Annotated in this window: 14 protein-coding genes; 5 read left to right on the top strand and 9 right to left on the bottom strand. The window is 49.4% G+C overall.

Features of this window, described 5'->3' with window-relative positions; translation table 11 throughout:
- Positions 1–74 precede the first annotated feature (74 nt).
- Together KXJ70_RS04795 and KXJ70_RS04790 are read left to right on the top strand one after the other, a co-directional pair.
- Positions 75–1,388 carry a DUF2157 domain-containing protein gene (locus tag KXJ70_RS04795; RefSeq protein ID WP_219042304.1) on the top strand — a complete coding sequence of 438 codons (1,314 nt, stop codon included), beginning with the start codon at positions 75–77 and terminating at the stop codon, positions 1,386–1,388.
- Positions 1,381–2,382: a GDYXXLXY domain-containing protein gene (locus tag KXJ70_RS04790; RefSeq protein ID WP_219042303.1), complete on the top strand. Its 1,002-nt coding sequence runs from the start codon at positions 1,381–1,383 to the stop codon at positions 2,380–2,382. Before KXJ70_RS04795 ends, KXJ70_RS04790 begins: the two co-directional genes overlap by 8 nt.
- 53 nt (positions 2,383–2,435) lie before the next feature.
- Here KXJ70_RS04790 and KXJ70_RS04785 read toward each other — a convergent pair whose 3' ends face one another.
- Positions 2,436–2,840, bottom strand: a complete 405-nt coding sequence (locus tag KXJ70_RS04785; RefSeq protein ID WP_219042302.1) for a GFA family protein — start codon at positions 2,838–2,840, stop codon at positions 2,436–2,438.
- Between the two features lie 155 nt (positions 2,841–2,995).
- Complete coding sequence (locus tag KXJ70_RS04780; RefSeq protein WP_219042301.1) at positions 2,996–4,219, bottom strand: acyl-CoA desaturase; 1,224 nt, start codon at positions 4,217–4,219, stop codon at positions 2,996–2,998.
- 414 nt (positions 4,220–4,633) lie between these two features.
- Here KXJ70_RS04780 and KXJ70_RS04775 point away from each other — a divergent pair, with 414 nt between their 5' ends.
- Entirely contained in the window at positions 4,634–7,039 is a 2,406-nt protein-coding gene (locus tag KXJ70_RS04775) for a TonB-dependent receptor (protein ID WP_255558189.1), read from the top strand.
- A 62-nt stretch (positions 7,040–7,101) separates the two neighbouring features.
- Positions 7,102–8,109, top strand: coding sequence for a 2-dehydropantoate 2-reductase (locus KXJ70_RS04770; RefSeq protein WP_219042299.1), 1,008 nt, complete (start codon positions 7,102–7,104; stop codon positions 8,107–8,109).
- On the opposite strand, the gene KXJ70_RS04765 is transcribed toward KXJ70_RS04770, so the two are convergent.
- From KXJ70_RS04765 to KXJ70_RS04745, 5 genes are all read right to left on the bottom strand, one after another.
- Positions 8,089–8,862, bottom strand: coding sequence for a hypothetical protein (locus tag KXJ70_RS04765; RefSeq protein WP_219042298.1), 774 nt, complete (start codon positions 8,860–8,862; stop codon positions 8,089–8,091). The two genes, KXJ70_RS04770 and KXJ70_RS04765, sit on opposite strands and share 21 nt — an antisense overlap.
- 139 nt (positions 8,863–9,001) lie before the next feature.
- Positions 9,002–9,409, bottom strand: coding sequence for a hypothetical protein (locus KXJ70_RS04760; RefSeq protein WP_219042297.1), 408 nt, complete (start codon positions 9,407–9,409; stop codon positions 9,002–9,004).
- A gap of 69 nt (positions 9,410–9,478) precedes the next feature.
- Positions 9,479–9,724 (bottom strand): DUF6868 family protein, encoded by a 246-nt coding sequence (locus KXJ70_RS04755; RefSeq protein WP_219042296.1) that lies wholly within the window; start codon positions 9,722–9,724, stop codon positions 9,479–9,481.
- Between the two features lie 95 nt (positions 9,725–9,819).
- The gene (locus tag KXJ70_RS04750) at positions 9,820–10,143 is read right to left on the bottom strand and encodes an Mpo1-like protein (protein ID WP_219042295.1); all 324 of its coding nucleotides are present in this window, start codon (positions 10,141–10,143) and stop codon (positions 9,820–9,822) included.
- A gap of 12 nt (positions 10,144–10,155) precedes the next feature.
- A complete protein-coding gene (locus KXJ70_RS04745; RefSeq protein WP_219042294.1) occupies positions 10,156–10,917 on the bottom strand; it encodes a class II aldolase/adducin family protein in 762 nt (253 codons plus the stop codon).
- A 141-nt stretch (positions 10,918–11,058) separates the two neighbouring features.
- On the opposite strand from KXJ70_RS04745, the gene KXJ70_RS04740 reads away from it, so the two are divergent.
- On the top strand, positions 11,059–11,754 hold the full coding sequence (locus tag KXJ70_RS04740; protein ID WP_219042293.1) for a Crp/Fnr family transcriptional regulator: 696 nt from the start codon (positions 11,059–11,061) through the stop codon (positions 11,752–11,754).
- Positions 11,755–11,950: 196 nt separating this feature from the next.
- Here the strand turns inward: KXJ70_RS04740 and KXJ70_RS04735 are convergent, their stop codons facing one another.
- Together KXJ70_RS04735 and KXJ70_RS04730 are read right to left on the bottom strand one after the other, a co-directional pair.
- On the bottom strand, positions 11,951–12,685 hold the full coding sequence (locus KXJ70_RS04735; protein WP_219042292.1) for a DUF481 domain-containing protein: 735 nt from the start codon (positions 12,683–12,685) through the stop codon (positions 11,951–11,953).
- An 83-nt stretch (positions 12,686–12,768) separates the two neighbouring features.
- A complete protein-coding gene (locus KXJ70_RS04730; RefSeq protein ID WP_219042291.1) occupies positions 12,769–13,593 on the bottom strand; it encodes a mechanosensitive ion channel family protein in 825 nt (274 codons plus the stop codon).
- Between the last annotated feature and the right edge of the window lie 137 nt (positions 13,594–13,730).

Raw genomic sequence — 13,730 nt, 5'->3', positions numbered from 1 at the left:
GCAAGCCGTTTGCTCATAATGATGCGAGGGAAGCTGGGACGCTTGTCCGGCGAATTATATTCTGCGGGAGCAATATGGATAACAATAACCCTTGGTTACGCGCCGAAATAGCGCAGTGGCTGCGAGAGGGTATTATTACTGATGAACAGGCACGTACCTTATACGCTCGCTATCCAGCATTTGTAGCCTACCGTCCGAAAAGTGATATCGCGTGGGGAAAGGCTATTTTTGCTGTCCTTGGCGCAGGCGTTTTCGGGCTTGGCGTCATTCTGTTGTTTGCCTACAACTGGGAGGGGATGCACCGTTTTGCAAAAATGGCTGCTATCGGACTAGGGATTGTTGGCGCTCACGGTATAGCCTTATTAATGGCGAAAAGTGACAAGTCGAACCCCCGGATAACAGAGAGTCTTCATCTATTAGGCACCATGATTTTTGGCGCCGGCATTTGGTTAATAGCGCAAATCTACCATTTTGATGCTCACTATCCTGATGGCTTTCTGCTTTGGTGTGTGGCGGCATTGGCCTTGGCTTGGGCATTGCCTTCGACAGCACACGCAGCTTTGGCAACTATTTTATTGCTGTTGTGGAGCGGTCTTGAGACCTTTGAATTTGGTCTGCATATACCCCTTGCAAGCTTTGCCTTACTCTTGTTGATATTGCCGCTGGCTTACATGCAGCGTTCTGCTTCGCTGCTGGCGGTGGTGTTGTTAGCACTGCCTCTTTCCTATGCGTTTTCTGTTTTTGGTATTGGCGAAAAATATTTATTTGCAGTTGGTTTGCTGTTGTTAATTAGCTATTTTGCGCTGGCTAAGTTGGCGGCGGTGAGTGCATATCCTGAAAGTGCGTATGTGGTGAAGATTGTTGCCAGCTCGCTTTGGCTGCCATTAATTTTTATCGGTAGCTTCATTGGGCTTTCGCCGCTGTTAGGAATGTCGCAGCTAGCAGGGTTTGGTTTGCTGTACGTGCTCCTGCCCTTATTCGTCGCTGTTTTCGCGTGGGCGATTGCCGTTGCGCGATCGAGAAGCCGACCCGAAACGCTAGATCAGTGGTTGGAGAGCGGATTAGTGCTACTGGTGTTATTGGTGGTGGTATTGCCGGCAGTAGTTGGTTTGGATGTGAATGGCTTCAGTAGAGGCATATTTAATATCGTATTTTTGGCTTATGGCTTGCTGTACGTATATCGCGGCACCCAGTTTCTCAAGGGGCGGATTTTGTCACTGGGGTGCGTGATGTTAGTGCTGCTGGGCGCTGCCCGTTTTACCGATTTATTCCAGAGCTTGCTGGCGCGCTCCGCCGTCTTTTTACTATTGGGGGTGTTACTATTTTTAATCGGCTTGCGCTATTCCAAGCAGAGCACCCGTAAAAAACTGGAGAAGCCCCATGCGTAAAATCCTGGTTGTGCTTCTCGTGTTAGGCCAGGTCGCGGTGCTGGCTTATCTGGGTGGGGAGCGAGAGTGGATTCGGCACAATGGCGAAAGGATATTTTTGCGGACGGCACCGGTGGATCCACGAGATCCCTTTCGAGGCGATTTTGTGCGACTGAGTTATTCGCTGAATAGCATCGATGTCACTCGTTTTAGATCTTCGGTGTCGGCTGAGTCCTTAAAGCGCGAAACTATCGTTTACGCGGTTTTGAAACCCAGTTCGACAGATGTCTACCAGCTGGATTATCTCAGCGATCGCAAACCCAGTGGTGGTCTTTTTCTGCGCGGTAGGGTGAGTCGAGAAGCTAGCGGCGGTCAGATACAAGTTCGCTATGGTATTGAACAGTATTTTGTGCAGCAGGGCAGCGGGATAGAAATTGAGCGCAAGCGGGGTTCCGGCGATGATCTCCAAATTCCTATGGAGGTAGAATTAGCAGTAGGTAGCAGTGGTAGTGCGGTGTTAACGAATTATCGTTGGAGCCGAATTGGAATTCGTCTAGAGCAAATTGCCGGTGCAAATGAAGATCGTGGTGAAGGCGCGCCGACGCGCAGTCCGGTGTTGATTGTGACCTTAAAGAACGTCTCGGATTCACTGCTGCAGCTGGCCGATAATGAAATGCACTGTGGTTTTTCATTGCAAACTGAAGGTGATACTGGGCGGCGTTATAGTATGGCCAACACCCGTTGTAATCCCTTTGTTTTTAAACCGGGTGACGTCATTAATTTGGAGCCGGGCGAGGAGTATCGCGTAGAGTTGGACACGGCTTTGCCGCGTTGGTATGTATTGCAAGAAGGCGTAGCTGGCTCGGCGTCGATTGCTGCCGCTGCGCCTAATGAGCGCTTTAGAATGGTTTATCGGCCACCGGTTGTGATGTCGGGAATGGATAGTAATGCCACGCTATTGTGGCAGGGCGAGTTAGCCTCCCCGGCATTTAATGTGCGTGGTCAAATTGATTGAGCCCCAGATACCGGCGGGAATTTAGGGCTTATTTTGTTCGTTGTGGCCGCGTTTCAGTTGGAGTCCGTTGGACCTTCCGTGAATGCAGTAATGCCCGGTGGTATAACTTCCCAGCTGGCTTTTGACCCTACAAATAAGTGGTAGCCAATTTCAATATCTGGGTCTCCGTTGATACAGCCCAGTGTCACCCCGTGTACTTCCCCGTTGTGGGTGCCGCAGAGTGTTGACCCGCATTTGCTGCAAAATTGTAGGCCGAAGTTGGGCATAGATTCATAACTCGTTAGTAAATCTTGTCCCTGAATCCAACTGAAGTCGTCGACGTCTACCAGAGCGTAAGCTGATGCCTGTGCGCTAAAGGTTTTGCGGCAGCGCGAGCAGTGGCAGGAGCGCGCGTCTTTAAGTTTGCCATCTATTTGATACTTAACACTTCCGCAAAAGCACTCACCAGTAATAAGCATTCGTTTTTTCCTAAGTTAAGGGTTTTAAATGTTTATGAAGGATGATGTTGAGTTGATTAAAAAATGTTGAGATAAGTTGTCTGCTTTAAAGCATCGCTCTAGCCTCAGTTGGGCTGAGGCTAGAGCGATATTAGATATTTGTTTTCGAAAGGGTGTTAGGCCATTTCCATCGTCAGCATTTGCAGACGCTTGCGTTGCATTTTTAGTGCGTACTCTAATTCTTTTAAGCGGCTGCGCAGAGTCGCATGTTCCCATGCGTCGTGTAGGTTTTGCTGCAGGCTTTCTTTTTTGCCGGCCAGATTGAGCTGTAGTGCATCTTTTTGAGCGGCAAGGTTGTCGCGTTTAGCTTCCATCCAGCGCTGGCTTACTGTGTTCCAGTCATTTAAGTGGTCGCAAAACAGTTGGTACTCTTGTTCTAGAAACGCGGTAAATTGGTTGCTATCACTGCCTTTGCGATTGCGCAGGGCTTGCTCCGCCTTTTTGAACTGCATGGTCATGATGGCGCGTTGAATTTTGAAGTCGGGAATCTTGCGCAAATCCCAAGTGAGCCCCATCCACGAAGCTGATTTTATCAGCCACTTAGTCGGGTCGTATTGCCACCAACGGATACCATTGCGATAGTCATTTTGAAATATATGGTGGTAGTTGTGGTAGCCCTCACCATAGGTAAGCAGTGCTAAGAAGTCGTTGTCACGCGCAGTGTTCTCGTCGGTGTAAGGGCGGCGGCCCCAAAAGTGCGCGAGGGAATTGATAAAGAAGGTAGTGTGGTGACTGACAACCAAACGCAGTACCCCAGCTAGCAGGATGTTTTCCAGCATATGACCGGTGATAAAGCCGAGGGCGACTGCGGGCGCAATGTTCATGAACAATACTAACGGGAGATAGTAGCGATGTTGCCACATGACAATTTTATCGCGTTGCAGGTCTTTGGCGTTAGAGAAGTCCTCGCTGCTTGCGGGGTAGTCACGCAGCATCCAGCCAATATGAGAGTACCAAAGGCCTTTTTTTGCTGAGTAGGGGTCTTGCTCAACATGGTCGACATGACGGTGGTGGCGCCGATGTCCAGAGGCCCAAATGAGAATGCTGTTTTGGGTAGCTGCCGCGCCGAATAATGCAAACATCACTTTTAAAATGGGGTGGGCTTTGTAGCTATTGTGAGCCCACAGACGGTGGTAGCCGGCTGTAATAGACATGCCGTTGGCGCCGAGAATAAGGAAAAAGCCCAGCCAGCCAGTCCATGTAAATCCGTGAGTGATTCCGTACCAAGGTACGCCAATCAGTGCAATTAATAAGGTGCTGGAAAACAAAATAGTCTGCATCCACAGTCGTGGCGGCAGAGTTTCAGTGATCTTGTTTTCACGCTGTACGTGCTCGGGCATGGGAGGTAGGCCTCGGGTATCTATTATTCGCGTGGATCCATTTTATAGAAAGCATCTCAGCAATAACAGTTACCGCTTCGTGACAATTTGTCCTTGCAACGGGTCTGATTTTACTGGGCATAAATTCTATTGCCGTTGGCTACACTACACATTGAGAGCGCTTGTAGATATGCGCAATTTCCCTGAGGCGCGCTAGGGCAAGTTGAGGTTCCTGTTGGGCGAGCATGTGGTATTGTTATTCCTTCGCGTAAGCGCTGTTATTTAGACGTAAACCTCAGAAGAACTTCTTAGAATTGGAATGCGATGACATTTAAATGCGCGAATAGATTTCCTCCCTCGGTGAACCTACTTGGCGTCCACAAACCCCTTTCAGCGCGGCCCTTATTATTGCTTAGTACACTAGTAGGCTCCCTGTTGAGCCCCAATATTGGCTGGGCGGCGGAAGAGTTGCGGCTCGAAGAGGTGTTGGTGAGTGCCCGGAAGAAGACCGAGTCTTTGCAAGACACGCCTATTTCACTCACCGTTTTTAATGAAGAGCGCCTGACGGTAGAAGGCATTAGTGGCTTAAAGGATATTGCGAGCAAAGTACCCGGTTTGACTATTGAGCCCTTCCCTATAAATGGTGGAAGCCTGCGAATATATATTCGCGGCATTGGCATTGGTGATGTTCAGGTCACGCAGGACACGCCGGTGGCCTTATATATCGATGGTGTTTATATCGCTAGATCGAGCGGGACCTCGATGGATGTTGCGGAGCTGGCACGGATAGAAATTTTGCGCGGACCGCAGGGCACTTTATACGGCCGCAATACCACTGGTGGGGCTATTAACCTAGTTACTCGTCGCCCGAATACCGAGGCAGCCGAGTTCGCGCAAGTATTGTCTGCGGGCAACCAGGCGCTATTTCGATCTAAGACAAGTGTTAATTTACCTCTTGCTGATACCTTGGCGTTCAAATTTGCTTATCTGACGGAAAGCCGCGATGGCTTTGTAGAAAATACTGGTCCCGGTGGCGATTTTGGTGACCGCGATACTCAAGGGCTGCGTTTTGATTTGGGTTGGGATATTAGCGAACAACTTCGGCTGGATTATAGTTACGACCGCTCAGAGCTTGAATATTACAATTACACCTTTCAGGCTGTAACGCCGCCGGATCCCAATGGCAATAAAGGTCAGTCTAATGCCGTCAAGAACAGTGCCCAAGCGCGCAGTCGCTTTGGCAGTGCGAGGCTTAGCTCATTAGCGACCACTTCGCCGCTCGAAGCGTCAAATAGTGATATTGAAGGGCATGCTCTCATTATTAATGCGGATACTGGCTTTGGTGAATTTAAGTATATTGGTGCTTATCGGGAGTTAAAAGACGCTGCGTACACCGACCTGGGTGGTGGGCTTGGTGCGCCAGATTACCGTTTGGACACCAATAGTTACGATGGGCCAGCGGCGCAGTTTGCGACGGGTGGTGCGACGCCATTGGTAAGGCCGGAAATTCGCCAGCATCAAAGCTCCCATGAATTTCAGTTTAGTGATGCCCTTGATGACTGGGGAATAGAGTATATCCTGGGTGTTTACTATTTTGAGGAGTCGGCGGTTGAGGATAATAGTCCTCTCCATCTGCAGCTGACCTCACCTGTTGATGGTTTTGAGGATGCACATATCGTCAATCTTCTAAGTCAGAAATACGACGTTGATAATCAGGCGATGGCTGCCTTTGGCCAACTTACCTGGACGCCGAATATTCTCGATAAGCGCTTACATATTACCCTTGGCGCTCGCCACTCACGGGATCATCGCTACGCCCTAAAAAACCAGCGTGACGAGGTATTCATTGAGTACTCGCCGCTTAATGGTGTGCCATTGGTGTTGCCGTTGGCCGAGCTTGTGCAAAATCCGGTGCTTGGTCCCGTACTCGGTCCTGTTTTTATGCAGGCGGGTCTTCCAGGTGATCGGCGTTTTGACAATGCTTCTGGCGATCGTCGTTTTAAAGATGACTCTTTCAGTTTATTGACGGAATACGAAATTAATGACGATATCAATATCTACGGCAAGCTAGTTGAGGCGTATAAAAGCGGCGGTTTTAATACTCGGGATCCGCAATTAGACGGTAATCAAGGCCCTGCCTCTGACGGTATCGATTACGGCGTTGGCTTTGCCGATGGTTTTGGAGAAGAAAAGGCGCGCACTGCGGAGCTGGGAATAAAGAGTGAATGGATGGGAGGGCGCTTGCGGGTAAATGCCGATATTTATCGGACCGAGTTCGACGATATGCAAATGAACTTTATCCTCAATGGCACGATAGCCGACACCAAGGTCTTAAATGCGGGTAAGGCCAGCATGTCCGGTTTTGAGTTTGACGTGACCGCACTAGTTAATGACGATCTTGTTGTGACCATGGAGTACGCCTATCTCGATGCCGAAATTACCGAAGTCATCGATAGCTTTGGCAACGATGTAACTCAGCGTTATGCCTTCTCGGCCGCGCCGGTAAATAGTTACACGGCATCTGCTAACTGGATTGCGTGGCGAGGTAAAACTGCGCTGTTACAGTTCAATATCAATACCAGCTATATGGATACCCGTTTGGGTGGTGGTGATGTTCAGAAGGCTTATACCATTTTACGTGACTACCAATTGTGGAATGCCCGCTTGAGCTTAGACGAAATTCGCTTTGCCAAGGGCAGTGTGAGTATCGCCCTATGGGGTAAAAATTTACTTGATAAAGAGTATGAAAGCTACGCGATCGATAATCTGCCGCACGCTGATCGATCGGTGCTGTGGGGTGATCCACTGAGTTATGGAATTGACTTAGCTTATCGGTATTAAGGGATAAATTGCGCGAGAAAATAGTTTGATAGTGTTCACAATAAAAACATATGGAGACGTTGATGTCATTGCGAGTGGGAATAGTGGGTGCAGGAAGTATCGGTTGCTACGTGGGTGCCGCATTAGCCATGGGTGGTGCAGATGTCAGCTTTTTAGGGCGTGAGCGGATCGCTGAAACGGTTGCGGAGCACGGTTTGCGAATTAGTGATTTTCGCGGCTTGGATCACCATATTCCGGCGGCACGCTTGTGTTTTTACACGGATATCGCGGCGATGGGGGATCGAGATTGCGTCATCGTAACGGTTAAATCTGGTGATACTGCTGCGATCGCGGCGGACCTGGCCAAGGTATTAGCCTCAAAAACCACCGTGATTAGTTTGCAAAATGGTGTTGGTAATGCGGCGATCTTGCAGCAAGCGATGCCTAGAAATTCGGTATTGCCGGGCATGATTGCATTTAATGTTGTGCAGGGAGAGAAGGGCTGTTTTCACGCGGGTACCGATGGCGAAGTTATTATTCAAGATGCGCCCGTTGTACGTGAGTTAGCCGGTTTTTTTAAAGCGAGTGGCACGCCCTTTGAAACTCACGATGATATGTTGTCGGTGCTGTGGTCTAAGCTGCTATTAAATTTAAACAACCCTATCAATGCCTTGTCCGGTATTGGGCTAAAAGATCAACTTTCGCAGCGAGCTTACCGGCGTTGCTTAGCTGCCTCTCAGCGTGAGGCCTTGGCGGCGATCAGTGCAGCGAAAATCCCAGTACAAAAATTAACGGCGGTACCCGCGCAGTGGCTGCCTGCAGTATTGAGCTTGCCAGATTTGATATTTAAACGACTCGCGCAACCTATGCTCGCCATTGATCCACTGGCGCGGTCTTCTATGTGGGAGGACTTGGAGCGGGGCCGTAAAACGGAAGTTGAGTGGTTAAATGGTGAGGTAATACGGCTTGCTGCAGAACACGGTATTCCAGTGCCGGTCAACGAGCGGATACGGCACTTGATTCAGTTGGCAGAGCAGGGTGGCCGCCGTGATTATCGCGCGGCGGAGTTGTTAGCGGCTATCCGCACTTAATCTTAAGCCGTCAGCCATATTTGCCACGCGGCGTTTTCCGCCGGGATAGCTCACCACCATGCGTCCTCCCATCAGGCGATAGTTGAATTGCAGGGCCCAATTTTCTTCATTGTCGGCGGTGTATATCTTGCCATCAACGGCTTTCCAGCGACGTGCTTGGGCGTTTAAACATGGATCTTGTTCGACCTGCGGCTTGCGGGTGTCGACCGTATAACTGTCTTCGCATAGGGTGCCATCTTCCATGAATCGAACGGCCCATTGCTCACCAGAGTAAGGCTTGTCTAAATTGCCTTCCGGCTCGGCGATGGTGAGCCAAGTTCCGATGATGGCGGTATCAATAGGGGTTTGCGCGGCATTAGATGTGAAATCGAATTGCTGGCCAGTTTTACCGCTTTTATCCTTTAGGCTGAGGCGGAGACTGTTTTCAGAGAGACGTTTTATTTCAAACCTTCGCTCGCCGTCAAAGGTCGCTGTTGTGCCGAGTATCGGTTTATAACTACCGGAAATTTGATTACCGCTCAGTCCACCCATTAGCAGGTAGCGTTCACGGGTATCGCCCATCTGTAACTTTGCCGTTACCAGGGATTGGAAGGTCTTATTCGGTGCGAGTTGCAGAATCCATGTGCTGCCATTGACCTCGGCAAAATAGCTATCTTGGAAGCCATCTACCTCGGCGCGCGCTTCCTCCGAACCGAGCAGGCTGGCGGCAATACTAACGATAAAGCACGCCGCAAATTGGGCCTTAGTGACCATTCTCATGCTTCCCCTTTGTTTATTTTTGAGTGGGGCGTCGACTCCATAGTGTCACATCATAGAGTATTTATTACACGATATCTAAATTCCGTGGCATTGGTCTAATTGGGCTGCTGTGTGGTGTGAATTATCCCGCTGTTTAATAGTCGTCTAAACGCCAGCCTTGCTCAGTTTTAACGAGTTCTACGCGGTCTTCTTTGACGAAGGCGTCACCGGCCTTAAAGTCACCGTATTGCATGCGCATTGTCATGAGTTTGAAGCCGGCACCGACTGTCTCGAAGGGAGATTCACTTGGCGTATTTATGACTTGCTCGCTGAGTTCTTCAAAGCTTGTTTTAAATGTGAGTTGGTAACGAATATCGGCGATATAGAGCTGCTCGTTTTTAAGCAGACCGTTGGTCTTTTCAAAATCAGAGATAGTGTAGGTTTCGGCACCGCCGTCGCTTAGCATTCGGTCTGAGACTAGTTGCTCAATCTGGCGGTCGCTCGGTTTTCCTGAGCACGCAATTAAGAAAAGGCAGAGGACAAATAGGCTGTTTTTTTTCATTGATGATCCAAGTTAAACAATTTTTGGCCTTGGATTCTAGCGCACTATCTTCGCTTGGCAAAAACAAGCTCAGCTCTGGACTATCCAGAGGGCTAAAAACGGCACGAAGTTAAAGACTAAAATAAGCACTTTATACAAGGCTAAGAACTGATAGATCGTGGTATTAAACGCGTCCTGTGAAAGTTTGAACAGCTGGCCGTGCACTCGATAAATGAAGCCGGGCATCAACGAGAATGCGAGGGAGCTGAACAGCAGTGCGCTGAAATTAATGATGCAGCACCATTTGAGAAAGCTGGTAACTAGGACGATGTCCATTTCGGCTCCTATTTGTGAAGGTTACTGTGTGATGTCATCACACAGCATAGTCCAAATAACAGGAGCCGGGGTTCAATCCCTAAATAGCGCGGTGATTAGAAGGGTATTTTGCCGATCAGCATGTCTTTGGCCATTACCCAATCACCAATAAAGCTATAGAGCGGGTGTTTAAACGTGGCCGGCTTATTGTGCTCAAAAAAGAAGTGACCAATCCAGGCGAAGCCGTAGCCGATCACCGGTATTAGCCATAGTAAGGCCCAGAGCTGGCTTGCAATTACGCTGATTAACAGGGCTAATACCAGCGTACTGCCAATAAAATGCAGGCGTCTGCAGGTAGTATTACGGTGTTCTGCCAAATAGAAGGGGTAGAATTCAGCAAAGCTATTAAAATGCTGTAAATCCTTGTTTGTGGTAGTCATAGTGAGCTCCTTTTATTCTGCGTAGCCGGGGTTTTGGCGGTCTAATTTGCGGAGTAATCCAGGCCAGGCAATCCCGCCGAAAAGTCCGCCGGTAACAATTCTGGCGGCTTCTTTTACGCCATCAACAATGGCGGGATTGATGGGTGTCAAATCGCGATTGCCCGCCAGTGCGCGCACTTGGATCATACAGCTGGCTTCAAATATATACATAGAGAGGAAGGCATCCGCGGGGTTGTTGCCGACGGTAAGCAGACCGTGGTTGCGCAGCATCAGAAAGGTATTATCTGCTAGATCTGCTACTAAGCGGGGTTTTTCATCCTCGCTCAAGGCAATGCCTTCGTAATCGTGATAACCGAGGCTGGCTAATACGAGTGTGGATTGTTGCGACAAGGGGAGTACACCGTCGCGCTGAGCGGACACAGCGACGCCATTTAGAGAATGGGTGTGCATAACGCAGTGGGCATCTTCACGGGCTTGATGAATCGCGCTGTGAATGGTGAATCCCGCGGGGTTCACGGGATAAGGTGAATCTTCAACTTTTTCGCCGTGCAAATCTATTTTTACCAATGACGAAGCGGTAATTTCTTCGAACATCATACCGTAGGGATTAATTAAGAAATGATGTTCTGGACCAGGTACCCGCGCGGAAATATGGGTAAAAACTAAATCGTCCCAGCCGAAGAGAGCGACAAGGCGGTATGCCGCTGCCAAGTCTATCCGCAGCTGCCATTCTTCTGCGGAGACACGATCTTTGAGTGGAGTGTTTGTTGCCATGGGCGTTGATCCCTATTTTTTAGGTGCAATTTTAATCTATAGCTCAGTGTCGACGTTTTGCATCGAAAAATCTGTCAACAAAGTTACACTGTTGGATATCAGCATAACTGCCAACAGACCCTAGCATAACGGACCTATATAGTGATTGATAAACGTGAAATTCTGGCCGCCAATCCGCTTCTGTCAGGCTTGCCCGCAGATGTAGTGGAAGAGTTAATGGCGGTGAGTGTGCTAAAACAACTTAGCGATGGCGAGTGTGTATATGCCCAAGGTGACGATGGAGATGGCCTGTTTGGGGTGGTGCAAGGGCGCATTCGGCTGAGCAATAGCAGCCGAGACGGTAAAGAGTTGCTGGTCATGTTGGTGGAGCCTGGTGATTGGATTGGCGAAGTATCTCTGTTGGATGGTTTGCCACGAAGCCTCGACGCCTTCGCAATGGGTGACTGCGCGGTATTATTTTTACCCAGTGCGCGATTCAATGCCTTGCTCAAGTCAAAGCCAGAGCTATACCAATACTTTATTCCCATGCTGTGCCGAAAGCTGCGTTTGGCATTGAGTTATGTCGAAGGCGTAGCACTTTTTCCTTTGGCTGCACGGTTAGCACAGCGGATTTTGGAGTTGCTGAGGTTTTACGGCGTGGAAGATGACAAGCCCGGCGTGTTGATTAATGTACATCTTCCTCAAGAGGATCTGGCAAAAATGCTGGGTGTGTCGCGGCAAGCCATTAGTCGAGAGTTAAAACGCTTAGAGGCAGATGGCACCATCGCGCTTGCATATGGGCAACTTCGCGTTATGAATACCGTCGCTCTGCAAGATGAGTTAGATCGCTATGTATAAAGTTTGCTAGCGGTAGTAGGGGGGGTAGGGGTGGAAAGGAAAGTTCTTATTGGCGCTGCGCGGCCGAGCCGCTTTTTAAATGTAAGAATGACATGAGTAAATGGCTGACTTCTGCGCAATTTGTCATGTCACTCTTAGGCTTAGATTCTCGATCGCTGATTTGGCTTGTTCGCGAAAATAGCGATCGGAAGTGCGTTTAGAAACTGTAAACCACGGTAACCGCAGTTTCGCGATCCATATGCACGGTGTCGTTGGGCACTATTTCGTTGTATTCCATGGTGTAGCTGATCTTTAGCCCTAAGCCACCAACTATTTTAGTTTTTAATGATGTTATCGATCTTGAAACCGTATTCTCGTCACCACTTTCGACGGTTAGCTTTTGCTCAAATGTAGCGGTTTCTGATAGAGCCCAAGCGAAGTCGGTCGACATGCGAAGAATTGCTTCGGTGATTTGGCCGTCGCCGGCGTCACTTTCGGTTTCAAACTCACTTACACGGGCACCGGGGCCCACTTCAGCGTCCCAGGTAATTCGGTCGCTTTTTAATAGTCGGCGACCATAGCCACCAGCCACCGTTGCTTGATAGACGAAGCCGCTGAAGCGATCCTTAACAGCAGACGCGTAACCAAAGGTGTAATTGAACTCGCTGAAGTCATAAGCCAAGCGGTTGTTTAAAAAATAACGCTCGGCAGATCTCACGCCAGTGGTCTCACTATTTTGTGCCTCTGCAGAAATATCGTAAGTCCATTGACCGTTCTTGCGTTTGCCATTGGCTTTGCTGACAACACTGGATTCTTCAGTATTGCCATCCTGCTGGTAATAGCCAAACTCGACATCGCCTTTCCAGAGTTTAGTTGCCGCGTCTTGGGCGAATGCGGCGTTGGCTGCCACGGTGGCAGCTGCAGCTACCAGAGTGCTAGTAAAATAGTTCATTGTGTACCTTTTGATGAGATAGATGTTGGCCTTGGACTGACAGAGAGCGACTCGCAGGCGCTCTCTGTCAGCGGTTAAAGCGTTTAGTCTTGCTTGTGAAAGTGCACATCCATTTGCGGGTAAGGGATGCCTACGCCAGCTGCGTCAAACTCGGTTTTGATGTCTTCGATCATTTTCCAACGCGTTGGCCAATAGTCGGCCGTGGCAACCCAGGGACGACAAATTAAGTTGACCGAAGAGTTGCCTAGCTCCGATACAGCGACGGTTGACGCTGGGTCTTTAAGGATACGTTCGTCAGCTTGAATTAGTTTTTCTAGAATTTTAATGGCGGTGCGCATGTCAGCGTCGTAGGAGATGCCTATAACTAAATCAATCCGACGGCGGGGCATGACACTGTAATTGGTGATCGGGCCACTCATGACTCTGGCATTGGGAATGACAATGCGTTTGTAGTCGCCGGTAAGTAAAATAGTAGAAAATAAGCTAATGCTTTCCACTGTGCCGGAGCAATCGCCGGCATCGATCCAATCACCTACGCGGCATGGGCGAAACGCGATGAGTAATACGCCCGCGGCGAAATTCGCCAGCGAGCCTTGCAAGGCCAAGCCAACCGCTAAACCGGCGGCACCTAAGGCGGCGATAACGGATGCGGTTTGAATACCTGCTTCAGCTAAGGCCGGAATGGCTACCAAAGCAAAGATAATGCAGAACACTAACTTGGAGATGAAATTGGTAAGCGTGGCGTCGATACTGCGTTTTACCATTGCTTTGCTGGTGAGGCCGGAGACAAATTTTGCGGCCCAGTAACCGACCAGTAGCAGGGTTAGCGCAGTGGCTGCTTGTATCCCGATGGCGGCCGCATTGGGTGCGTACTGTGCGATCAATTCTTCTACTGCTTTTGCGTCCATATTTGTTTATACCCTTGCGGATTAAGTAGAGGAGAAGCTGGCCCGCGAAGCTGGATGAGTCGCGGCAGCAGATGAAACCAGCGACAATTATACACATGGACGCAGCGGCAATCACAATCGCAACGCGACTAAAAAGT

The sequence above is a fragment of the Zhongshania aquimaris genome, from assembly GCF_019312595.1.
Lineage (GTDB): Bacteria > Pseudomonadota > Gammaproteobacteria > Pseudomonadales > Spongiibacteraceae > Spongiibacter > Spongiibacter aquimaris.
The sequence above is the reverse complement of the archived record's forward strand: the minus strand, read 5'-3'. Positions and strand labels throughout refer to the sequence as shown.